Source organism: Hymenobacter sp. AT01-02 (assembly GCF_000961955.2).
Classification (GTDB): Bacteria; Bacteroidota; Bacteroidia; order Cytophagales; family Hymenobacteraceae; genus Hymenobacter; species Hymenobacter mucosus.
Genome location: NZ_JZIR02000002.1, coordinates 21,480 through 41,381 on the forward strand (window position 1 = coordinate 21,480; position 19,902 = coordinate 41,381).

A 19,902-nucleotide genomic window follows, 5' to 3' on the forward strand; every position below is an offset into this window, starting at 1 on the left:
GCGGAGCCTTTTTTTGCGAGTAGTACCCTGGCATTCTACCTAGCCGAATGGCTATTTCTTAGCGGCTGAGGTGGCTTTTACTTCGCTTTGCAGCTTTAAAACCCGGTCGCCGTTTTCTTGCACAATAAGAAAAGCCGGGTTATCGGGGGTGCCGTGGCGAGTAATTTCGGCCCCCTGCAGCTTACGGGTTACGCTTTCCTTGTGGGTTTCTTCAATTTTGCCAGTAGCAGTGCCGGTTCCGTACTTCCAGCTGACGTTGGTGCCTTTGCGCATGAGTAGGTAAGTGAAAGAGTGGAGAATAATGCACATACTGATGAGGTATGTACAAGGTTGAGGCAAGGTGCTGCAACCTACTGTAGCTGGTGGTTTCTTTCTTTACATTTGGCAGTAGGCCTTTGGCTCTACCACCTGCACGCTAGCCTTTCTACATATTTCCTGAACTCTACCCTGTACTCTTATGCGAATTGACCTGCGCCAGCTAGGCCTGGCGGGCGGCCTCTTCATGGGCAGCCTTTCGGCTGCGTATGCACAGTCGGCTACGTTTCCACGCAACGGTGTGTACGATGATCGGCCCGGCCTGTACGCCTTCACGCACGCTACCATCTTCACCGACTACAAAACCCGGGTCAACGACGCCACTCTTATTATTCGGGATGGCAAAGTGGAAGCCGTGGGTACCAAGGTTAAAATTCCAGCCGGTGCCGTCGTTCAGGACCTGAAGGGCAAGTTCATTTACCCCGGCTTCGTAGACCTGTACGCCAGCTATGGCGTGCCCGAGGTAAAAACTCTCGAACGCCGCGGCCGCCGCGGTGGTCCGCAGTTTGAAAGCACCAAAACCGGCGCCTACGATTGGAACCAAGCCGTGCACCCGGAAGTAAACGCGGCGGAGCTATTTGCGGCTAATGATGAGCAGGCTGATGCCTTGCGCAAGTTGGGCTTTGGGGCGGTGCTTACCCACCAGCCCGATGGCATTGTGCGCGGCACGGCCGCCCTGGTAAGCCTGAACACCAACCGCCAGGAAAACGAACTGATTCTGCAGGATCGAGCAGCCACGGCCTACTCGTTCGATAAAGGCACTAGCACCCAGGACTATCCCTCTTCTCTGATGGGGAGCATTGCGCTGCTGCGCCAAACCTACCTCGACGCCGACTGGAACCAGCGCAACCCCACACGGGAGCAAAACCTATCGTTGCGGGCCCTAAACCAGCAGCGCAGTTTGCCGGCTATTTTTGAGGTGCGCGACAAGCAAAGCGCCTTGCGGGCCGATAAAGTTGGTGATGAGTTTGGCGTGCAATACATTCTGAAGGGCCGCGGCGACGAGTACCAGCGCCTACCCGACATTCAGGCCACGGAAGCCCCGCTTATTGTAAGCCTCAATTTTCCCGATGCCTACGTGGTAGACGACGTGTACGATGCCATACGCGTGCCCTTGCAAGACCTGAAGCACTGGGAAATGGCCCCCGCCAATGCTGGGCTACTTGCCAAGGCCGGGGTACCCATTGCCCTAACCGCCGCCGACCTGAAAGACAAGAAGAAGTTCTTGCCCAACCTGCGTAAAGCCATTCAGTACGGCCTAACTGAGCAGCAGGCATTGCAAGCGCTTACGGCTACTCCCGCTTCCTTGGTAAAAGCTCAGGATAGGGTAGGGGCCTTGAAGCCGGGCATGCAAGCTAACTTCCTGGTGTGCTCTACCCGCCTGTTTGCCGAAGACAACGTGATGCTGGACAACTGGGTGCAGGGGGTGCGGTACCAGCTCAGCGAAATTCCCAACGACTACCGGGGAGTGTACACCCTGAAGCTGGGCAACCAGCCCGAAACCAAGTTGCTGCTGGCGGGCAAGCCCGAAGCACCCGAGCTGAAGATCGTAGCCGCCCCCGGCGACACCGTGAAGGGCAACCTGACAGTGTCCGGCGACCTGACAACCATTGTGTATAACCCAACTCCGAAGAAGAAGGGCAGCGGCTCCGTGCGGCTGGCTGGCTACTACACTCAAGAGGGGCGCGTGTTTCAAGGCGACGGCCAACTGCCCGATGCTACTGCTATTAAATGGAGTGCCCGCCGCCTAGACGAAGCCAGCCGGGCCGCTCGCCGCGACTCAGCCAAGGCGCCCGAGCCGGTGCAGCTAGGGCAGTTGCAATTTCCATTTGTAGCCTACGGCCGGCCGGCTCTACCCACCCAGCAAACGGTGCTTATCAAGAATACAACGGTATGGACCAGTGAGGCCGCCGGCAAGCTGGAAAATACCGACGTACTGCTGCAAAACGGTAAAATTGCCAAAATTGGCCGCAACCTTTCCGTGCCTAGCGGTGGCCGCACCGTGGATGGCACCGGCAAACACCTCACGCCCGGCATCATCGACGAGCACTCCCACATTGCCATTTCGGAAGGCGTAAACGAAGGTACCCAGTCGGTAACCAGTGAGGTGCGCATTAGCGACGTGGTAGATGCCGAGGATGTGGATGTGTACCGCGACTTGGCTGGCGGCGTAATAGCCGCACAGCTACTGCACGGTTCGGCTAACCCTATTGGTGGGCAGTCGGCGCTGATTAAGCTGCGGTGGGGCCAAACCGCCGAGCAGATGAAGATTCAGGGAGCGCCGGGCTTCATCAAGTTTGCCCTGGGCGAAAACGTGAAGCAAAGTAACTGGGGCGAGGCCAACGTGTTGCGCTTCCCCCAAACCCGCATGGGCACCGAGCAGGTGTTTGTAGATGCCTTCACGCGGGCAAAGGAGTACGAGCAGCAGTGGAAAGCCTGGAATAAGCTAAGCAAAGCCAAGCAGAGAAAAGGCGAAGCCCCGCGCCGCGACTTGGAGCTGGAGGCCCTAGTAGAAATTCTCAACGACCAGCGCTTCATCACCTGCCACAGCTACGTGCAGTCAGAAATCAACATGCTGATGAACGTAGCCGACCGCATGAATTTTAAGGTGAACACCTTCACCCACATTCTGGAAGGTTATAAGGTGGCCGATAAGATGAAAGCACGTGGCATCAATGCCAGCACCTTCTCCGACTGGTGGGCCTACAAAAACGAAGTGCGCGACGCCATTCCGTACAACGCGGGTATCATGCACGACGTGGGCCTGAACGTGGCTATCAACTCCGATGATGCCGAGATGAGCCGTCGCCTCAATCAGGAAGCCGCCAAAATGGTGAAGTACAACGGGCTGTCGGAAGAAGAGGCCTTGAAGCTGGTAACGATTAACCCGGCCAAGATGCTGCACCTCGACAAGACGATGGGTAGCATCAAGGAAGGGAAGGATGCCGACGTAGTGCTGTGGAGCGATAATCCGCTGAGCATCTACGCTCACGCTGAGCGCACGTTTGTGGATGGCCGCTTGCTATTCGACGTGGAAAGCGACCAGCAGATGCGCCAGGATATGCAGAAGGAGCGCCTGCGCATTGTGCAGCTGATGCTGGCTGCTAAGAAGGGTGGTGCCCCTACCCAAGTCCCAACCGCTAGGCCCACCAAACACTACCACTGCGACACCCTAGGCGAGGCCAAGGAGCTAGACCAGTAAATCAGCCAGATTAGTGCTCTACTCAGTGCGATACTCGGCCGTTCAGCTCAGGCTCCCGCGCGTAGGTGCCGCCTTGCGCTGCAACGGCACTTACGGGAGTACCCTCCGCACAAACGGCCCAGACAACTAACGACAACACTTCCATGAAGCATATTCTTCTTTCCCTAGGTCTGCTAGCGGCCACCACTGCCGCGGCCCAGGTGCCGGCTCCGGCCCCGCCCCAAAGCAAACCTGTGCTACTAGTGGGCGGCACCTTGCACGTAGGCAACGGCACGGTAGTGCCAACGCGGCCGTAGCATTCGACAAAGGTAAAATAACGTACGCTGGCGCCCAGAGCGGCTTTCAGCAAGACAAAGCAGGCTACGAGGTAGTAGACGTGAACGGTCAGGAAATTTACCCTGGCCTGATTCTGCCCAACACTACCCTGGGTCTTACGGAGGTAGAAGCCATTCGGGCTACCGTCGACGAGCAGGAAGTGGGCATTCTCAACCCGAACGTGCGCAGCATCATTGCCTACAACACCGACTCTGATATTCTACCCACAGTACGGACCAACGGCGTGCTGCTGGCGCAAGTGACGCCCCGCGGTGGTATGCTCTCGGGGCAAAGCAGCGTGGTGCAGCTAGACGCCTGGAACTGGCAGGATGCGGCCGTAAAAACGGACGATGGCCTGCACCTGAACTGGCCGGCTATGGTCATCAAAACCAGCCCCGCCGAAGATGCAAAGGCACTAGAGATGCGCGAGAAAAACCGCACGGAGCAGCTCCGCCAGCTAGAAAGCTTGCTTACGGAAGCCAGCGCCTACCGCCAGCAACCTACCAGCCGCAAGGAAAACCTGCGTCTGACGTCGATGGGCGGCTTGTTCGACGGTTCTAAAACCTTGTTTATCCACGCCGACTACGGTAAGGAAATAGTGGAGTCGGTGCGGTTTGCTAAGCGCCTGGGCGTGCAGAAGGTGACGCTGGTAGGCGCCCGCGATGCCTGGATGATGCTGGACTTTCTGAAGCAGAACGACGTAGCCGTAATCTTATCCCGCATTCACGCCCTACCTCGCCGGGAGGGCGACGACTACGACCTGCCTTACAAACTGCCTAGCTTGTTGCAACAGGCCGGTGTTCGGTTCTGCCTTGATTATGAAGGTGGTATGGAAACATCGGGGGCGCGCAACTTAGCCTTCATTGCGGGCACTGCGGCTGGGCACGGCCTAACCAAGGAGCAGGCCCTTACGGCCGTAACGCTCAGCCCGGCCCGCATTCTAGGGCTTGATAAGGAATACGGGTCCTTGGAGGCGGGCAAGAGTGCCACGCTGGTAGTGAGCCGCGGCGACTTATTGGATATGCGTACCAATAATGTAACGCAAGCCTACATTGATGGCCGTGCATTTCGTCTCGACACTAAGCAAACCTATTTGCGCGACAAGTTTCGGGCGAAATATGGTCTGCGCTAGCGTTTTCCGACTCCCTTAAACACCACGGGCCCGCCAATTTGGCGGCCGTGGTGTTTAGAAAAGCCGAAGTACAGTTCTGGGATGACATTGGAAAAGATAACGGGGAGGACCGATGATTTCCTTTGAAAACCAAATTAGAAAGTAATATCTTCCTACTTCATGTGCTACGCATATTGTGTTGGGGCGTGCTCTTTCCTTTTTACGGCTTTTTAGAGCTGGCTCTTCTGTGTTTACCCTATGAGTGTACCATTACTACCCCTCACCCGTATTCCCTTGCTTCTGGTAGATGACCATCCGGTGGTGATTGAAGGAATCAAGTCCTTGTTAAAGTCAGAAGCCGACTTACCCGTGGTGGCGCAAGCTGTAGTGGCCAGGAAGCCTTGGATGTACTAGCTATGCACCCCGAAGTGCTGGTGGCCGTACTCGACCTTAACATGCCAGGCATGAGCGGAACGGAACTGGCCATTGCTATCCGGGCCCAGCGGCCACAGGTACGCATCCTGATTCTGAGTATGTTCCATGATCATGCATCGGTGGCAGAGGTTCTGGAAGCGGGCTGCGCCGGGTACGTCCTCAAAACCTCTACTAAGTCGGAGCTTACGCTTGCTATTCGGGAAGTAGCGGCCGGGCACAATTATTTCAGCGGCGAAGTGGGCGCTACTATGCTACAAAACCTGCAACTCTCGGGGCTGCGGGAGAGGCCTCAGGAGCCGCGAGCTAACGAGCTAACGAACCGGGAGCGCGAGATTCTACAGTTGATTGCCCGTGAGTACTCCAACTCCCACATTGCCGAGACGCTCTTTATCAGTGAGCGGACAGTAGAAACCCACCGCAAAAACATCCTGACCAAAACAAACTCTAAGTCGGTAGTGGGGCTGATTCAATATGCCATGCGCCACAAGCTAATCGGCTGAATGCTTTAGTAGGGGAAGGGAGCGGGGCTAAAGAAGCAAAGTTAAGTCAGGCATAAGCTAGACTACCCTTGCTTTTTACTGGTGTATTGCCCTGATAGCTAAGTGCGTACTAGATTCAGGATATTTTCAGAGTAGGATAGTTCTCAGAAAGAATTGCCCAAATGAACCTAAATATGGCACTTTTCAGTAATAATAGGTGTATACCATGAACGCTCAATAGGAATAATCAATAAAAGAATTGATTTTTGCTTTTGAATAGTCATATATAATCGTTTTTGGTACATATGGCGAAGAGTGCGCAGTGTCTGTTCTGATATGAGGCAGTATGTGAACTTTTTGTTGTATAAAAAGACGAGTGGTATACATGCTTTTGCGCTCATTGGTAGGCTGCACTTTGAATCTTCGGACCGCTAGTATCTCCTGGTTATAGAGGAGAGTATTCAGTAAGTAAGTAGAACACAGTCAGATTACTAAGTGCGTAGCTAAGGAGTTTTCTTTTCACGCGTCTCACCTCTCACATAAGGATTTTCAGCGGTGTAAGTAACATCCGTACTAGCACGGATAAAAAATACGGGCTACCACGGATTTACATTATACAAAGAAAAATTATACCTTAGCATCGTTCAAAATAATGGCGATATCTTCATATAGGAGTCATTCGCTGTACTATGTTTTCCGAGCGGCCTTGAGCCCTCGCTTTCTTCGACTTTCGACACCCATTGTACAACATCAAATTTTTACCAACCATGGCTTCTAAAATTCTATCCTTCATTTGCCACGTACCCGGCATGATGCCCGGTGCATATCCTGCAGTACCAACTACTAACTCTACCTCAAGTGCTCCATCTAAGAACGCGGAGCGCAAGAGCGAATCCAAAGTTGCGGGCGGTCATTTCACCGCCATCTACGAGAACGAGCGGTTCGTCCGGTTTAAGTACATCAGCAACCCTAGCTAGATATTGCTAAGCCAGGTAGCTTTGTTGGTGCACTACGAAAAACGCCGCCTCCCTAGCTTATAGGGGGGCGGCGTTTTGTTATACAAACCCCCTGAGGGAGGATTTCGGCTAACTTGCGGCCCGGTCCATCCGTTTTGCTTGCATGATTACTTCGTTGATTCGCTTTTTGCTGCCTTGTGTAGCCTATTGCCTGTTGCTGACCTTGCCTGCCCAAGCCCAGTCGGCTTTTACCCCTGACGAGGACGCGTGGTACGGCGTAGTAGCCCGCAGCAGTGGCCGCAGTTTAGATATTACGGGTGCTTCTACGGAGGCTGCTGCCCCGGGCATCCAATGGGAGTTTACCCACGCCAATAGCCAGCAGTGGCGCTTTGTGCGGGCTGCCGCTGGTAGCGACTTCTACCGGATTGAGGCCCGCCACAGTGGCAAGTGCCTCACCCTCGACCGCCCCGATGAAGGAGCTCCCCTGGTGCAGCGGCCCTGGACAGGCAGCTTCTATCAGCAGTGGAAGCTGGTGCCATCGGGCCCTATTGGCAGCTTTATGCTCGTGAGCCGAGGCAACGACAAATGCGCTGCCCTGGCCGCGGCCGACAAGTTTAATGGTACACCAGTGGTAGGGCAGCGCCCACAAAACCGCGCCACGCAACAGTGGAAGCTATTTAAACTGCGCCTAAATGTCGATCCGCAGCAGCCTGGCTTCGGGCAACCCGCTCCGCTGGCTAACCTCAATACCAACGGTAATGAATTGCAACCCGTGGTGACCCCCGACGGTCAGACATTGTATTTCGTGCGTACTCGCTATGCTGGCAACATGGAAGGCGTATCGGAGTCGGGAGATATTTGGGTGAGCAGCTCGGCCGATGCCGGGCGAACGTGGGGAGCGGCTACACGCCTTATTACCTTGAACACGCCCCAAAACAACGGGATAATGGCAGTAACGGGTACATCTGGCAACACCCTGCTGGTGCGGGGAACCTATGAGCGGGACGGTAGCTACCGCGACGAAAGTGTGAGCCGCATTGCTCGCAATGCTCAGGGCAAAAACGCGCATCCTGTGCCACTAGAAATTGCTAACTATTACTCTGCTGGCCCCGCAACCTCCTTTTTCCAAACGGCGGATGAGAAGATTTTGCTCCTCTCTTTGGAGCGGGGCGACTCCCAGGGCCTCAACGACCTGTATGTGAGCCGCCCCACTGCCGACGGCCTCTGGACGGAGCCGCTGAACCTGGGAGCCGTGGTGAACTCACCGGGCTTTGAGTTTGCCCCTTGGCTAGCGGCCGATGGCAAAACGCTGTATTTCAGTTCGTACGGTCATGCTGGCTACGGCAGCGCCGATATATTCGTGAGCCAGCGCCTCGACGACACGTGGACCCGCTGGACTGAGCCGCGCAATTTGGGCGCCCCCCTGAACGGACCGGGGTTTGACGCATATTTGTCGCTCTCCGGGGATGAGAAGCAGGCTTTCTACGCGTCGTCGCCCACGGCCAACGGCCCTATTGATTTGTTCCGCACAGTTACCGGAGTAGTGTCCGTGGATACGGCTCGGGCACCTGCCCCCGCCCCGGTAGCGCCCGCCGTGGCCGCTCGCATTTTACTTACTGGTCGCACCATAGATGCCAAAACGCGGCAGGCCTTAGCCACGGAAGTAAAAGCAATTCGGCTCGGTAATGATATGGCCTTCAATGCCACTATGCGCACCGATGCAGCCGTGGGCGGGTTCCAGCTCTCCTTGCCCCCGGGCAGCTACCGCCTGCTCGCTACCCGGGCTGGCTACCTCACCGCTACCGATACGGTGACGCTAACTACTGGCTCCTTGAGCCGTGAGCTGCCTTTGGTACCAGCCGCTGTGGGTTCTAGTTTGGAATTGCCTACCCTTATTTTCGCCCAGGGTAAGTTTAGCTTGCTGCCCGCCTCCTACACCGAGCTGAACCGCTTGGCCCGTACCCTGCAAGATAACCCTGCGGTAAACATCCGGCTAGAAGGCCACACCGATAACCAGGGCGATGCTAAGCTAAACCAGGAACTGTCCGAAAACCGGGTGGCGGAGGTAAAACGCTACCTTGTAATGCGCGGCGTGCCCGAGCGGCGCATCAGCACTATTGGTTTTGGAGGCAGCAAGCCCCGCGCTAGCAATGCCAAAGAAGAAACCCGCAAGCTCAATCGGCGCGTAGAGTTTACCATCGTCAAGTAAGTAGCTGCCAGGACGACTCAACCACGGTATAACGCTCTCAGGATATGCAAGCTCTTATTCAGCAGGAAACCGCACTGCCTAATCTGCCCTCAGCTTCCGGGGTAGAGCTGGTCGGCAATGTAGCCTACGTAATTGGCGACGATGCGCCCTTTCTGTATCAGCTAGACGCCGCCTCAATGGTAGCGGGTGAGCCGACGCCGCTATTTGAGACAGCACACTTTAGTACCGGCCGCATCCCCAAGGACAGAAAGCTGGATCTGGAATGCCTCACGGCCCTGACTACTGCTAGTGGCGAGAAGGGCTTGCTGGCCCTGGGCTCAGGAGCTACATCCGTGCGGGAGCAGGGCTTCTGGGTGGTGCTTCCGCATGGGCCCGGAGCCGCCGCTACGGTATACCCACTGGCACTCAGCGGCTTGTACGCCGCCCTGCGCAAGCAATTGCCCGCGGGCATTACCCTGAACCTGGAAGCTGCCGCTACCACGCCCCAGGAGTTGCTGCTGTTTCAGCGCACGGTAGGATCAGCCGCCGGCAACTTAGTGTTTCGGCTGCCCCTAGCCGCTACCCTGAGCTTTCTGCAGCACCATACTACACAGGCCCCTGCCGTACGGCACCAGTTCTACCACCTGCCCACTATCGACGGTAAGCCTGCGGGCTTTTCGGGGGCGGCTTTTTTTGAAGACCAGCTATTCATTACGGCCTCCGTGGAAGACACGCAGGATGCAGTACTAGATGGGGCCGTGCTCGGCTCCTTTGTGGGACTACTAGACTTGAAGCGTGAGTCGAGGCAGCCTGTAGCAGTGGCGTGCACCCTACTGACGCAACCCGACGGCCAGCCTTACCGGGGCAAGGTGGAAAGCGTGGTAGTGCGCCGACGCAGTGGCTCTAATCGGTACGAGCTACTGCTGGTAACAGATGATGACCAGGGCGGTTCGACGGCTGTTTCGGTGGTGCTCACGGTGTAAGCGTAGCGCGCAGGTAGCGGGAGAGAAAGCAGAAAGATAATCAGCGAGAAAAATGGCCTTAGTGGAATGTACAGCAGCTAGTTACTGTTTAGCAGCCGTACGTATTCACTCTGGTTTTTTACCGTCGATGATTCTGTTTCAAACCCGATTTTTGTATCCCATCAGCGCCGTTCGGTTGCAGGAAGAACAAGGGATTCTACCCGCCGAATTCTTGCAGACTCTGCACATCCTGCGCCCTTTCCTGGAAAAGGAAAAAGCCTACGGTACGGTCTGCTCCACAAGCGTGGAGTCGCCGCGCGGCCGTCAGCTTACTGTGTATTATCGTAAAACCTACTCCACCGAGACAGGCTACGTAATAGAAATTCTGGAAGCAGAAGTAGCCCGTCCGCAGGCTACTACGCAAGCTGCTTAACTTCCGCTGCTCTGAGGTAAGCAGGCTGCTTAACCGCTTTATTCACTCAACTTATACAAGCCAAGACTAGCAGCGGCTGGTCTTGGCTTTTCTGTGCTTTCTAGGTAGCTGAGGGGGTAGCGCTGGCTTACTGGCCGCGGCGCCAGATAAAGCCATCTAGTACATAGTGCGTGGCTTGGGGCAGGGCAAGCAAAGGAACCAGCAGCATCAACCCCACTGAATCCGTCACGGCGGGTAGACTATGAAACCAGCTAAACACGGGGGCGTGCTCCCGCCATACCAAGCCATCCCATACACCTTCTTCCAGGAAAGCTAGCCCCATGAGTACGGCTAGAAAGCCGATGATTCCGTAGCGGCCCGTCCACCACGGCGCCGTGGCCCGCCGGTGTGGAAGGCTGTTTGCCTGCTTAGGAGCGTCCGGGTGGCTAGCTGCCCATACCAAGGCGAGGTAAGGAATACCGTGGGCAACGACATTGAGCAGAGTGAAAGCCAAGTCGCCGTTGAACAGAACAATACCGCAGTACCAAGACACAAGCGTGCCTGCTACGAGCAAGTTGCGGGGCCAGTTGAACTGCCGCGTCTGCTGCCACTGCCTCACTTCTTTGTAGGCGTAGGCTACCAGCAGCGCCACGTATACGATGGTGGCTGCCAGCCGACCTACTGGCCAGTTGTACTGCACAAAGTCGCCGTCTACAAACCAGTTGAAATTGCGCGGTGCCGACAGGTGCCAGTACAACAGCGGGTAGATAGTGGCATAGTAGATGAGCACCGTATCGAGCTGACGGCCAGCACCCGCGGCTGGTTCTCGGCGGGAATAGAGGCGCAGAAACCCATACTGCTGGCGGATGAAGTGAAAGACGGCCAAGTACGCCAACACGCGCCAGAACCAGAGGCCGCTGGCCGCATACAGGGCAATGCCCACAGCGTAGCAAGCTAGTGGTGCTACCCACAGCAACGTGCGGTGCTGGCGCCGGCGCACGGGGTCAAGGTAGGTGCGAAACAGGGTGCTGTACACGTGCGCTACATCAATAAGAACTACCAGGCCCACCCAGGCCACCAAGGGCATGCGGCTGGTGGTGCGGTAGGTATCAGGCAGTAGCAACACTCCCAGCAAGGCCAAAAAAGGAGGCGCCAATACGTACAGCCCGTCAAAGCTTGCGGAGCGAATCCAGGGCTGGCGGCTGGCTACGGGCGCAGAGGTGGGCGGGGCAAGGGCAGGCATGGGGGAGTAGAGAACGAAGTTTGCTTAGGCGTTGGCCGTGGGTAAGGCCGCCGCTAGTAGCTCAGTAGCCGCACGCAGCCCTTGGTAGAATCCCTCCTCGAAGATAGAAACGCCGCTCAGGTCGGTGTGGGCGAAGAATACCTTGTTTTGCCAGGGCTGCATGGCCGCTTTCCGAACTGGGTTCCAGATGGTGCCGGGGGTAGGAGCTACCATCCCGTGACCCCACACCCACACATCTGCCCGCTGCACAAAGGTGGCGAGGTTGGGGTGAGCAGTTTCCAACTCAGCCAAGATGCGGGCCACCCACTCGTCGTAGCTGGTGCGATAGGCGGCTTGGCGGGTGGCAGTGGCATGGGGGCCCGTCAGGGGCAGGTAGTAGGTAATGACTTTGGGGCCGTGGTTGTTGAGGCTCAAGCTCTGGTGGGTAGCATTGACGTAGCCCACGGAGGCCGTACCATACAGCACGTTGTCCCAGCACAAGGGCCGACCAGGGCCTTGGGGCAGGCCCGCTACCGATAGGTTTGCCACTACCCAAGGCACGTGTTCAAGTGCTAGCGCGGGGCGCGCCAGGTTTGGTAGTCCGGCCACTAGCCGGCGCGTGATAAACTCGGGGGTAGCTAGCAGCACCTGCCGGGCCTCAATCCGCATAGTGTGGCGGGTGGCGGCATCGTAGCACAGCACGGCCAAGCCCGCAGGGGTTTCCTCAAGCTGGTACGCCAGCGTGTGGGGTAAGATGGGGGAATCAGCCTGCTTGCGCAGGCTTTCTGCTAGAAAGTTGTTGCCCTGGGGCCAGGTCAGCACATCGGCTGCGGTGGCGTTGTGGGCGCGGCCTTTGCGCGAGGCAAAGTAGTGCAGTCCCGCCCACGCCGACGTATGAGCGCCAGGGTGCCATAGTCATCCTTGCAGCAGTAGTCGAGGTACCAGCGCAGGTGAGACGAGGTAAACCCTTGCTGATCCAGATACTCAGCAAACGAAAGGGCATCCAACTGACGAAACTGCACATCACCCGACGACGCATCCAGCGGAATGCGAAAGGCATCTAGCCCATCGGCACCAGTGGCGTGACGCAACTCCTCAACCAGACGGAAAAAGCGCGCTATTTGGTTTTTCTCCGCCGCCGGTACTCCCAAGTCCGGCACTAAGCCTTGCTGCCAATGGCCATGGAGGAGCAGGCGTTCTTCGGGGTCGTGGCACAGGTGGTACTCATTATAAATAGGCAAGCCCGAGGTGGCATCGTACCCGCTGATTGTGCCTGCCTCCTGCAAAAAAGCCAGCAGTTCACGGTTGCGCGGGTCGGGTACGGGGAGGTAGTGCGCCCCCCACGGATAGGCTGATACCTCATTGCGGCCCCCGGCTGAGTTGCCGCCTACGTGCTCATCTAGCTCCACCAGCAGTACCTCCTGCTTTCCGCGGCGCGCTAGTTCGCGCCGCGCTGCCAAGCCCGCCACGCCACCGCCCACAATCAGTACATCCGTCTGAAGTGTGCGCGTGGGAGGAGGTAGGCGGTCTGGTTGGCGTAGTACGTGCCCCGTTGCGTGGTTGGCCCCGTGCAAACTGCCCTGAATATGGGCCCGCGCCGTGCCAGGCCGGCAGGAATGCAGCAGGCTCGTGGGGGCTAGCAAAGTGCCCGCCAGCCCCAGCCCGGAGCGTTGCAGAAACGTGCGCCGGTTAATCATCAGTGACAGTCAAGGGAAAGCAAGTCAATCAAGGTAGTTAGTGCAGTACCTATGCTTTGTGCTGCACGGTTTAGTTAATAGCCATGAGCAGTAGTCGAGGTAGTATTTCAGCGACAGAAATCAGTGCGAATAGGGACCCCAATCTTCCTCGAAGTAGCGCACCAACGCTTGGTTATTCAGTTGGTTGATTTCGGTGGGTATCTCGGTCATGTCGGGGGGGAAGTAGAGCATGTCGCGGATAGTAGCGGTAGTCACGTAGCGCAGCCCTCGAGGTAGGGGGCCGCCGTTGGGGCGCCAGTGCGAGTTGCGGCCCGCCATCACAAAGCCCCACTCCCCAAAGGAAGGCACGTAGCAGTGGTAAGGAATGGTTTGAAAGCCGGCCGCTTGCAACGTGTGGGCCACGCACCAAAACGACTGCCGAGCCACGTAGGGCGAGGTGCTCTGCACCACAATGCGCCCCCCGGGGGCCAGCAGATGGTCTAGCTCTCGGTAGAAGGCTACCGAGTATAGCTTTCCAATAGAGTAGTTCGAAGGATCGGGAAAGTCCACCACAATGTAGTCGTAGCGGGCAGTATCTTGGCGCACCCACTGGTAAGCGTCGCCGTTGAGTACCTCTACCTTTGGGGACAGTAGGGCGCGCTGGTTGAGGGATACCAGCATGGCGTTGTGCTGAAATAGGCGGGTCATGCCGGCATCGAGGTCCACCAGCCGGATGTGGCGCACCTGCGGATACTTCAGCAGCTCCCGCACCGCCAGGCCGTCGCCTCCGCCCAGCACTAGTACCTGCCGCGCCTGGGGCAAGGCTTGCAGGGCCGGATGAACTAGGGCCTCGTGGTAGCGGTACTCATCCTGAGAGCTGAACTGCAAGTTGCCATTGAGGAAAAGGCGTAGCTCTCGGCTGTTTCTGGTAAGCACAATGCGCTGGTAGGTGGTGCTCTTGCTGAAAATCACCTGGTCTTGAAAGGCCATGCCCTCCGTATAGGTCTGAATGCGCTCGGCAAAGAAGATGCCTACCCCCAGGGCCAGGAGGGAGGCTACCACTGCTCCCGTGAGGCTGCGCCGGAAGGGCCGCGTTTCGGGGAAGCGGTAGAGGGCCACGCCCGCCACAATGATGTTTAGCGCGCCCACGAATAGGGAAGTCCGGATGAGACCCAACTGCGGCACCAGCACCAGCGGAAAGATGAGGGAAGCCAGCAGCGCCCCAATGTAGTCGAATGTGAACACGCGCGAAACCAGGTCCTTGAACTCGAAGCGCCCTTCCAGGATGCGCATGAGCAGCGGAATTTCCAGTCCCACCAATATGCCCGTAAGGCCTACCAGCAGGTAGAGAATGAGCCGAAACGACGTTACGTACTCAAACAGCACGAACAGCAGCGGAGCCGAGAAGCCGCCCACCAACCCCACCAGAATTTCGAGCCGGATAAACCAGCGCAGCAACGACCCACCCAGGTAGCGCGACAGCCAGGAGCCGATACCCATCGAAAACAGGTAGACGCCAATAATGGTGGAGAACTGAAGTACCGAGTCGCCGAGGAGGTAGCTGGCTAGGGTGCCCGCAATCAGTTCATACACCAGCCCGCAGGTGGCAATGACGAACACCGAGCCCAGCAGCAGGGCCGGTTGTACCCCGGCCGTAGCGGCCGCCGCCTCGCGGCGCGGCCGAGCCAGGGTGGCATTATCCATGAATAGCGGAACTGATGATGAGGGCCACGGCCAGGATGAAAGCTGCTCCCATAATAGCCAGGGCCGTGTTGTGCTCCTCAATAATCTCCTTCCAGAGCGTGCCTGGGGTAAGCTTATTGAGTACTACAAAGCTCAAAACCAGAATAAGAATGCCCAGAACGGAATAGATAATAGAGGCGGCAATGAGCTTGAAGTTGAGGTATTCCATGAGGCGAGATAGTAAGGAGTAGAGAGGCAGGGCGCCGGCCAAGGGGCTAGCGTGCCACGTTAGAGCAAGTAGGCTGCGAGTTAGGTGCTACTTGTGAAAGTAGGTGCTGCGGCCGTGGCTGCCGGAGCTGTGGCCGCCGGTGCCATTGATGTTTTCCGTGCTGTCGTTGTCGTCGCCAAGCCAGCGCCAACCGTGCAGACCTGACCATACGAAGGCGCCGTAGCCGAGCAAAGCCAAGGCCGCGTAATACTGAATGGAGCGAAAAGAAAGAAGCATACGCAGAGGTGCAGATTATTGGTCTTGAGGGCCGTAGTCGCTGTTTTGCCAGCGGCTGTGCTCGTAGTTCTGGCGCCGTAAGTACTGTACCGCCGGGTAAGCCAGCAGAAGAGCCAGGAATAGCACCACATTGGAATGCAGCGGTGTGTTGATTGCTACTCGCAAGTTGCCCGTCACGATTTGGGTAATGTCGGTGGTGGGGTAGAGGTTTACGTGGTAGCGGCCCGCAGGAATGTCCGCCAGCACGGCGTCGGCTGTTACGCTGCCTTCGCTCCAGCTTTCCCCGTCTTCCACCCCGGAGTAGTATTCCATGGTTTTAGCAAAGTCGTAGGTGCGGCCGGTTTGCTCGTTTACTAGCACCACGGGCACCTCTACCCATTGGTTGTTGAGGTTGGCGCGCAAATCAAACTCCAAGGCCGTGTTGTACGGCACCTCAAAGGGCGAAGAAACCTTTACTGCTTCGAGCACGGGTGCCGTGCTCGAATCGGGTGGCGCTGCGGCAGCCGGAGTAGTGCTAGAAGTAGCCCACGACAAATCAGCCAGGGTAGTTTCTGGGCGGAGCAGCGAGAAGAACACGTGGGTGAAAGTAACCAGCACGGCCAGCCCCAACGAAAAGTTCTTGAGGGCGTCCCAGTTAGCGCCTGGAGCCGGCTGCACGGCCCCTGTGCCCATGCGAAATGGCATTCGGGAAGGTGGCACGTTGAAGCCTTCCTGCACCTCGGCCGGTTCCACATGCTCGGCCAAGTACCAAGTAGCCGAGCGCACCTTCTTCTCTTCCACGAGCATCAATGGCGGGTCGATGAACTCGGCAATTTTAAGTCCTTCGTCGTCTAGGATGTTCCAGTCAAACTCGCCCTCCGCGTACAAAACCCGTGGCGAGTAGCGGTTGTAAAGTTCATAATAGTGGTCATCAGTATCAACCGTAGCTCGGTTTCCTTGCCGGGTAATAATGGTAAACTTCTGGTCGGTAGGGGTGATGTACGTCCAGTGGCCTTCGTACAGGGCTAGCTGGGCGTAGGTGTGGGTTTCAGGGTTGAGCAACTGGTATTCTTCCCAGGAAGCGCGCGTTCTGGCCTCCTTACGAATCATGTAGCCCGTTACCCGGAAGGGCTGCCCGCGTAGGCTACCCAAGGTGCCTACTGGCAAGGCCAGCGCGTGGGCTGGCTCCTGCGTGAACTTGCGTAGCTTTTTCGGGGTGTGCAGATTGCCTTCTTTCAGCCCAAAGAACATATGGCAGGTAGGGCAGCTGAAATGGGTGCTTTGCTGCTCATCGAAGCACGGCAAGGGCGCCTTACACTGCGGACAAGTTACGTGGGCGGGGGCTGCGGGGGCGCTCATCGGCAGACTTCCGTTTTGGCTTGTTCCTCTCCACCAAAGAAACGTAGGGTTTCGGCATACAGCAGGCGCACCGTGTCGGCATTGTTGCGCCGGTAGCTGGAGAGGAATACGTCGAAGGTGGCGTGTCCGTATTCGGGCCAGGTATGGATGCTCAAGTGTGATTCCGTGAGGCCTACTACCGCCGTAAAGCCTCCGTTGGGGAAGGAGTGGTATACCTCGCCCACCTTAGTTAGCTGCTGCTGAGCTATCTGCTGGTTAAAAAATGCCCGGCAAGCCTCTACATCCGTAAGGGCGCCACGGGGGCTGTAAAAGTGGCTAGCACGTGCAAGCCGGGGGTATAAGAATCCATCAACTAGTATCGAAGCACTGACGCCTTCTCAAACTTACAGGCTGAACAGCAGAAGCCCAAGGTCATTTTTACCGGATGCTGAGTAGCCAGCTACGGGCGGCTTGTTCCTGATCAAACTCAAAAGTAGCCACGGGCAGGGCTTGCGCATGGTTCATGGCTAGCTCAATGCACGTGCGGGCGGGCCAGTCCATGGCCGTGACCCAGGCAATGGCTTCCACTCCCGCCTGTCCTAGAATTTGAAAAAAGTCTTTACCAACCCACTGGCTAGCCTCCTGCCAGCCATCAAACACTTCAGCGCTGTCGTTGAAAATCTTGGTGGAGCAGGTAGTCCGTACGAAGTCAAGCAGCAAGTAGCAGTGCGTAATGGCGGAAGCGGCTGTGTATGTGCCGCGCCAGGTAACATGCAGTAGCTTGTGGCGGCAGTCGTGCGTGACGGTGAAGCCAGGGGTATCAAACAAAAGTTGCAGGGTCATAAAATAAGATGGCACGCTGGTTAATAGCCCTTGAGCTGTGGGCTATAACTGGGCAAAGCTAGGGCGTTTGGGCCGATACTAGCTAGTAGGAAGGCGCGGAAGGTACAAGTAATCAAATAGATACAGAAATATCTTTGCTTAGTCCAGTGCCGAGCACCGAAGCGGCCTAGTATAGTCGGTTGCCATTGTTCAGGTGTTTTTCGTAGAATGGGCTTTCCAACAGACCACCCTTCTATGCAAACCACCCGCGTTGAGCACGACTTTCTAGGCGAACGAGCTATTCCAGAACACGTCTATTATGGTATTCAGACCCTAAGAGCCATTGAGAACTTCACTATTACGGGCATTCCACTGCGGGTGGAGCCGCTATTTGTGCAGTCGCTGGCTTACGTGAAGAAGGCGGCTGCCATGGCCAACCGAGACCTAGGCGTATTAGACCCTACTATTGCTGACTACATCCTGCGGGCCTGCGACCGGGTAATTGCGGGAGAGATGGACGACCAGTTCCTGACGGATATGATTCAGGGCGGAGCCGGTACTTCCGTCAACATGAACGCCAACGAGGTTATTGCCAACGTGGCCTTGGAACTCATGGGCAAAGCCAAAGGCCAGTATGAGTTTTGCCACCCCAACAACCATGTCAACTGTTCGCAGTCTACCAACGATGCCTACCCGACGGCTTTCCGCATCGCGCTCAGCAATAAGCTCATCGGCTACAGCAAGGCGCTAGGCGAACTAGCCGATGCCTTTGCGGCCAAAGGCGACGAGTTTCGCAATGTGCTGAAAATGGGCCGCACCCAGCTGCAGGATGCGGTGCCCATGAGCATGGGCGACGAGTTTCGGGCCTTTGCTACCAACCTGCGCGAGGAACTGCTGCGCATTGAGGATAGCCGCCGCCTCATTAGTGAAATCAATATGGGCGCTACGGCTATTGGAACGGGGGTAAATGCGCCGCATGGCTACGCCGAGCTGGTAACCAAACACCTGCGGGATGTAACGGGCCTCGACCTGATCCTGGCCGGCGACTTAATTGAAGCTACTTACGATACGGGCGCCTACGTGCAGCTTTCGGGTGTGCTGAAGCGTACGGCGGTGAAGCTCTCTAAAATCTGCAACGACCTGCGCCTGCTGTCCTCAGGGCCCCGCGCGGGCCTGTTTGAAATCAACTTGCCGCCCTTGCAGCCCGGTTCCAGCATTATGCCCGGAAAAGTAAACCCGGTAGTGCCCGAAGTAGTCAACCAGACGGCGTTCTACGTCATTGGGGCCGACCTGACCGTGACCATGGCTGCTGAAGCTGGGCAGTTGCAGCTGAACGTGATGGAGCCGGTTATTTCCTTTGCTCTGTTCACCTCTATTTCCTACATGACCAATGCTTGCCACACCCTGCGCGAAAAGTGCGTGGTTGGCATCACGGCCAACGCGCAACACGCCGAGAATGTGGTGCGCAACAGTATCGGTATCGTGACCCAGCTCAACCCCGTCCTAGGCTACGAAACCGCGGCAGAAATTGCGAAGGAGGCCTTGAAAACCGGCAAGTCGGTGTACGAGGTGGCCGTGAAGGAGCGCCAGTTGCTGACCCAGGCAAAGTGGGACGAAATATTCACCTTCGAAAACCTCATCCGCCCGGATTTTATCCGCTAGCTACCCCCTAGTGGCAGATAGTAGAAAGGCCCCGGACTGGTACAGTCCGGGGCCTTCATATTTTCAAATTGTTGGGTTTGCCTAGGTACAAGTACCCGCAAAGGCTCTACGATGCATAGCCCAGGCTGCTTCTGTCTAGGCTGCCTAGCGGGGCTGGGTAGGTGGCAGCTGGCTGGGTACGTAGCAACAAGTGCAGGCCCGTGTCGGAAAGCTGCTGGGTTACTTGCTCGTTAAAGTTACACCAGTACAACCGCAGGCCCGCTTGCTGAGCTTCGCGCTCAAGCTGAAGCATAGTTTGCTGTCCTTCACTGCTGATAGCAGCTAGGTGCTGGCAATCTAACCAAAGGGTGGTGATGGTACCGCGTAGCAACACCTGGCGTACTGCCTGCAACAACTGAGTTGCTTCGGCAGACCCCGAGCAAGTGCCATGCAGGCTCAGCCCGATTCCTCCCCAATTGCCTCCTACATAAATAGTTAAAGCTGTCCTCTGCATATTCCACACGGGTTTGGCCACCACCTGAGGCTCATCTGTAAAACTACAGAAATGAGTACGCTTGTTCAAAATATATATAACGAAAATACGGATTTTTTGAATAAAACTATACAAGGTTAAATACGTTACTTAGATACATACCATTTA

General features: G+C 56.7%; 21 protein-coding genes. 10 read left to right on the forward strand and 11 right to left on the reverse strand.

All coding sequences use genetic code 11. From position 1 onward, the window contains the following. Positions 1 to 51: 51 nt before the first annotated feature. Positions 52 to 309 carry a DUF2945 domain-containing protein gene (locus tag VI25_RS00420; protein WP_236704814.1) on the reverse strand — a complete coding sequence of 86 codons (258 nt, stop codon included), beginning with the start codon at positions 307 to 309 and terminating at the stop codon, positions 52 to 54. 148 nt (positions 310 to 457) lie between these two features. Here VI25_RS00420 and VI25_RS00425 point away from each other — a divergent pair, with 148 nt between their 5' ends. From VI25_RS00425 to VI25_RS00455, 9 genes are all read left to right on the forward strand, one after another. Next, complete coding sequence (locus VI25_RS00425) at positions 458 to 3,517, forward strand: amidohydrolase family protein (RefSeq protein WP_082455333.1); 3,060 nt, start codon at positions 458 to 460, stop codon at positions 3,515 to 3,517. Positions 3,518 to 3,660: 143 nt separating this feature from the next. Further along, the gene (locus VI25_RS26225) at positions 3,661 to 3,813 is read left to right on the forward strand and encodes a hypothetical protein (protein WP_236704815.1); all 153 of its coding nucleotides are present in this window, start codon (positions 3,661 to 3,663) and stop codon (positions 3,811 to 3,813) included. A gap of 80 nt (positions 3,814 to 3,893) precedes the next feature. Continuing rightward, entirely contained in the window at positions 3,894 to 4,964 is a 1,071-nt protein-coding gene (locus tag VI25_RS00430) for an amidohydrolase family protein (protein ID WP_236704816.1), read from the forward strand. 237 nt (positions 4,965 to 5,201) lie between these two features. Continuing rightward, the gene (locus VI25_RS24970) at positions 5,202 to 5,357 is read left to right on the forward strand and encodes a response regulator transcription factor (protein ID WP_161806851.1); all 156 of its coding nucleotides are present in this window, start codon (positions 5,202 to 5,204) and stop codon (positions 5,355 to 5,357) included. Then, positions 5,345 to 5,878, forward strand: coding sequence for a LuxR C-terminal-related transcriptional regulator (locus tag VI25_RS00435; protein ID WP_055562162.1), 534 nt, complete (start codon positions 5,345 to 5,347; stop codon positions 5,876 to 5,878). Before VI25_RS24970 ends, VI25_RS00435 begins: the two co-directional genes overlap by 13 nt. 746 nt (positions 5,879 to 6,624) lie before the next feature. Continuing rightward, the gene (locus VI25_RS00440) at positions 6,625 to 6,834 is read left to right on the forward strand and encodes a hypothetical protein (RefSeq protein WP_055562163.1); all 210 of its coding nucleotides are present in this window, start codon (positions 6,625 to 6,627) and stop codon (positions 6,832 to 6,834) included. 142 nt (positions 6,835 to 6,976) lie between these two features. Continuing rightward, positions 6,977 to 9,022 (forward strand): RICIN domain-containing protein, encoded by a 2,046-nt coding sequence (locus VI25_RS00445; protein ID WP_045690210.1) that lies wholly within the window; start codon positions 6,977 to 6,979, stop codon positions 9,020 to 9,022. A gap of 44 nt (positions 9,023 to 9,066) precedes the next feature. Next, entirely contained in the window at positions 9,067 to 9,984 is a 918-nt protein-coding gene (locus VI25_RS00450) for a DUF6929 family protein (RefSeq protein ID WP_045690211.1), read from the forward strand. Between the two features lie 127 nt (positions 9,985 to 10,111). Then, the gene (locus VI25_RS00455; protein ID WP_045690212.1) at positions 10,112 to 10,396 is read left to right on the forward strand and encodes a hypothetical protein; all 285 of its coding nucleotides are present in this window, start codon (positions 10,112 to 10,114) and stop codon (positions 10,394 to 10,396) included. Positions 10,397 to 10,523: 127 nt separating this feature from the next. Here the strand turns inward: VI25_RS00455 and VI25_RS00460 are convergent, their stop codons facing one another. The 9 genes from VI25_RS00460 to VI25_RS00500 all read right to left on the reverse strand — a co-directional run bounded on the left by VI25_RS00460 (position 10,524) and on the right by VI25_RS00500 (position 17,621). Continuing rightward, positions 10,524 to 11,618 carry a hypothetical protein gene (locus tag VI25_RS00460; protein ID WP_045690213.1) on the reverse strand — a complete coding sequence of 365 codons (1,095 nt, stop codon included), beginning with the start codon at positions 11,616 to 11,618 and terminating at the stop codon, positions 10,524 to 10,526. A 24-nt stretch (positions 11,619 to 11,642) separates the two neighbouring features. Continuing rightward, the gene (locus VI25_RS26230) at positions 11,643 to 12,419 is read right to left on the reverse strand and encodes a hypothetical protein (protein WP_055562164.1); all 777 of its coding nucleotides are present in this window, start codon (positions 12,417 to 12,419) and stop codon (positions 11,643 to 11,645) included. Further along, entirely contained in the window at positions 12,413 to 13,294 is an 882-nt protein-coding gene (locus VI25_RS26235; protein WP_052695304.1) for an NAD(P)/FAD-dependent oxidoreductase, read from the reverse strand. Before VI25_RS26235 ends, VI25_RS26230 begins: the two co-directional genes overlap by 7 nt. A 120-nt stretch (positions 13,295 to 13,414) precedes the next feature. Then, positions 13,415 to 14,977, reverse strand: a complete 1,563-nt coding sequence (locus VI25_RS00475; protein WP_082455334.1) for a polyamine aminopropyltransferase — start codon at positions 14,975 to 14,977, stop codon at positions 13,415 to 13,417. Beyond that, positions 14,970 to 15,185 (reverse strand): DUF350 domain-containing protein, encoded by a 216-nt coding sequence (locus VI25_RS00480; RefSeq protein WP_045689076.1) that lies wholly within the window; start codon positions 15,183 to 15,185, stop codon positions 14,970 to 14,972. The genes VI25_RS00475 and VI25_RS00480 overlap by 8 nt, the downstream gene beginning before the upstream one ends. A gap of 87 nt (positions 15,186 to 15,272) precedes the next feature. Continuing rightward, a complete protein-coding gene (locus VI25_RS00485; protein ID WP_045689077.1) occupies positions 15,273 to 15,461 on the reverse strand; it encodes a hypothetical protein in 189 nt (62 codons plus the stop codon). Positions 15,462 to 15,476: 15 nt separating this feature from the next. Then, positions 15,477 to 16,799 carry a DUF4178 domain-containing protein gene (locus VI25_RS00490; protein ID WP_045689078.1) on the reverse strand — a complete coding sequence of 441 codons (1,323 nt, stop codon included), beginning with the start codon at positions 16,797 to 16,799 and terminating at the stop codon, positions 15,477 to 15,479. Further along, positions 16,796 to 17,158, reverse strand: coding sequence for an S-adenosylmethionine decarboxylase (gene speD / locus VI25_RS00495; RefSeq protein WP_316934215.1), 363 nt, complete (start codon positions 17,156 to 17,158; stop codon positions 16,796 to 16,798). Before speD ends, VI25_RS00490 begins: the two co-directional genes overlap by 4 nt. 58 nt (positions 17,159 to 17,216) lie before the next feature. Next, a complete protein-coding gene (locus tag VI25_RS00500; protein ID WP_045689079.1) occupies positions 17,217 to 17,621 on the reverse strand; it encodes an STAS/SEC14 domain-containing protein in 405 nt (134 codons plus the stop codon). A 234-nt stretch (positions 17,622 to 17,855) separates the two neighbouring features. Between VI25_RS00500 and aspA the strand changes: the two genes are divergently transcribed. Then, positions 17,856 to 19,262, forward strand: coding sequence for an aspartate ammonia-lyase (gene aspA, locus VI25_RS00505; RefSeq protein ID WP_045689115.1), 1,407 nt, complete (start codon positions 17,856 to 17,858; stop codon positions 19,260 to 19,262). A gap of 106 nt (positions 19,263 to 19,368) precedes the next feature. Here the strand turns inward: aspA and VI25_RS00510 are convergent, their stop codons facing one another. Then, positions 19,369 to 19,755: an STAS domain-containing protein gene (locus VI25_RS00510; RefSeq protein WP_152981430.1), complete on the reverse strand. Its 387-nt coding sequence runs from the start codon at positions 19,753 to 19,755 to the stop codon at positions 19,369 to 19,371. Between the last annotated feature and the right edge of the window lie 147 nt (positions 19,756 to 19,902).

Bases quoted from the DNA above. Each gene is read 5' to 3' on its own strand.
- VI25_RS00485 (WP_045689077.1), bottom strand. From the start codon at position 15,461: ATGCTTCTTTCTTTTCGCTCCATTCAGTATTACGCGGCCTTGGCTTTG.
- VI25_RS00445 (WP_045690210.1), top strand. From the start codon at position 6,977: ATGATTACTTCGTTGATTCGCTTTTTGCTGCCTTGTGTAGCCTATTGC.
- VI25_RS26235 (WP_052695304.1), bottom strand. From the start codon at position 13,294: ATGATTAACCGGCGCACGTTTCTGCAACGCTCCGGGCTGGGGCTGGCG.
- VI25_RS00460 (WP_045690213.1), bottom strand. From the start codon at position 11,618: ATGCCTGCCCTTGCCCCGCCCACCTCTGCGCCCGTAGCCAGCCGCCAG.
- aspA (WP_045689115.1), top strand. From the start codon at position 17,856: ATGCAAACCACCCGCGTTGAGCACGACTTTCTAGGCGAACGAGCTATT.
- VI25_RS26225 (WP_236704815.1), top strand. From the start codon at position 3,661: ATGAAGCATATTCTTCTTTCCCTAGGTCTGCTAGCGGCCACCACTGCC.
- VI25_RS00455 (WP_045690212.1), top strand. From the start codon at position 10,112: ATGATTCTGTTTCAAACCCGATTTTTGTATCCCATCAGCGCCGTTCGG.
- VI25_RS00425 (WP_082455333.1), top strand. From the start codon at position 458: ATGCGAATTGACCTGCGCCAGCTAGGCCTGGCGGGCGGCCTCTTCATG.
- VI25_RS00480 (WP_045689076.1), bottom strand. From the start codon at position 15,185: ATGGAATACCTCAACTTCAAGCTCATTGCCGCCTCTATTATCTATTCC.
- VI25_RS00420 (WP_236704814.1), bottom strand. From the start codon at position 309: ATGTGCATTATTCTCCACTCTTTCACTTACCTACTCATGCGCAAAGGC.
- VI25_RS00510 (WP_152981430.1), bottom strand. From the start codon at position 19,755: ATGCAGAGGACAGCTTTAACTATTTATGTAGGAGGCAATTGGGGAGGA.
- VI25_RS24970 (WP_161806851.1), top strand. From the start codon at position 5,202: ATGAGTGTACCATTACTACCCCTCACCCGTATTCCCTTGCTTCTGGTA.
- VI25_RS00440 (WP_055562163.1), top strand. From the start codon at position 6,625: ATGGCTTCTAAAATTCTATCCTTCATTTGCCACGTACCCGGCATGATG.
- VI25_RS00450 (WP_045690211.1), top strand. From the start codon at position 9,067: ATGCAAGCTCTTATTCAGCAGGAAACCGCACTGCCTAATCTGCCCTCA.
- VI25_RS00490 (WP_045689078.1), bottom strand. From the start codon at position 16,799: ATGAGCGCCCCCGCAGCCCCCGCCCACGTAACTTGTCCGCAGTGTAAG.
- VI25_RS00500 (WP_045689079.1), bottom strand. From the start codon at position 17,621: ATGACCCTGCAACTTTTGTTTGATACCCCTGGCTTCACCGTCACGCAC.
- VI25_RS00475 (WP_082455334.1), bottom strand. From the start codon at position 14,977: ATGGATAATGCCACCCTGGCTCGGCCGCGCCGCGAGGCGGCGGCCGCT.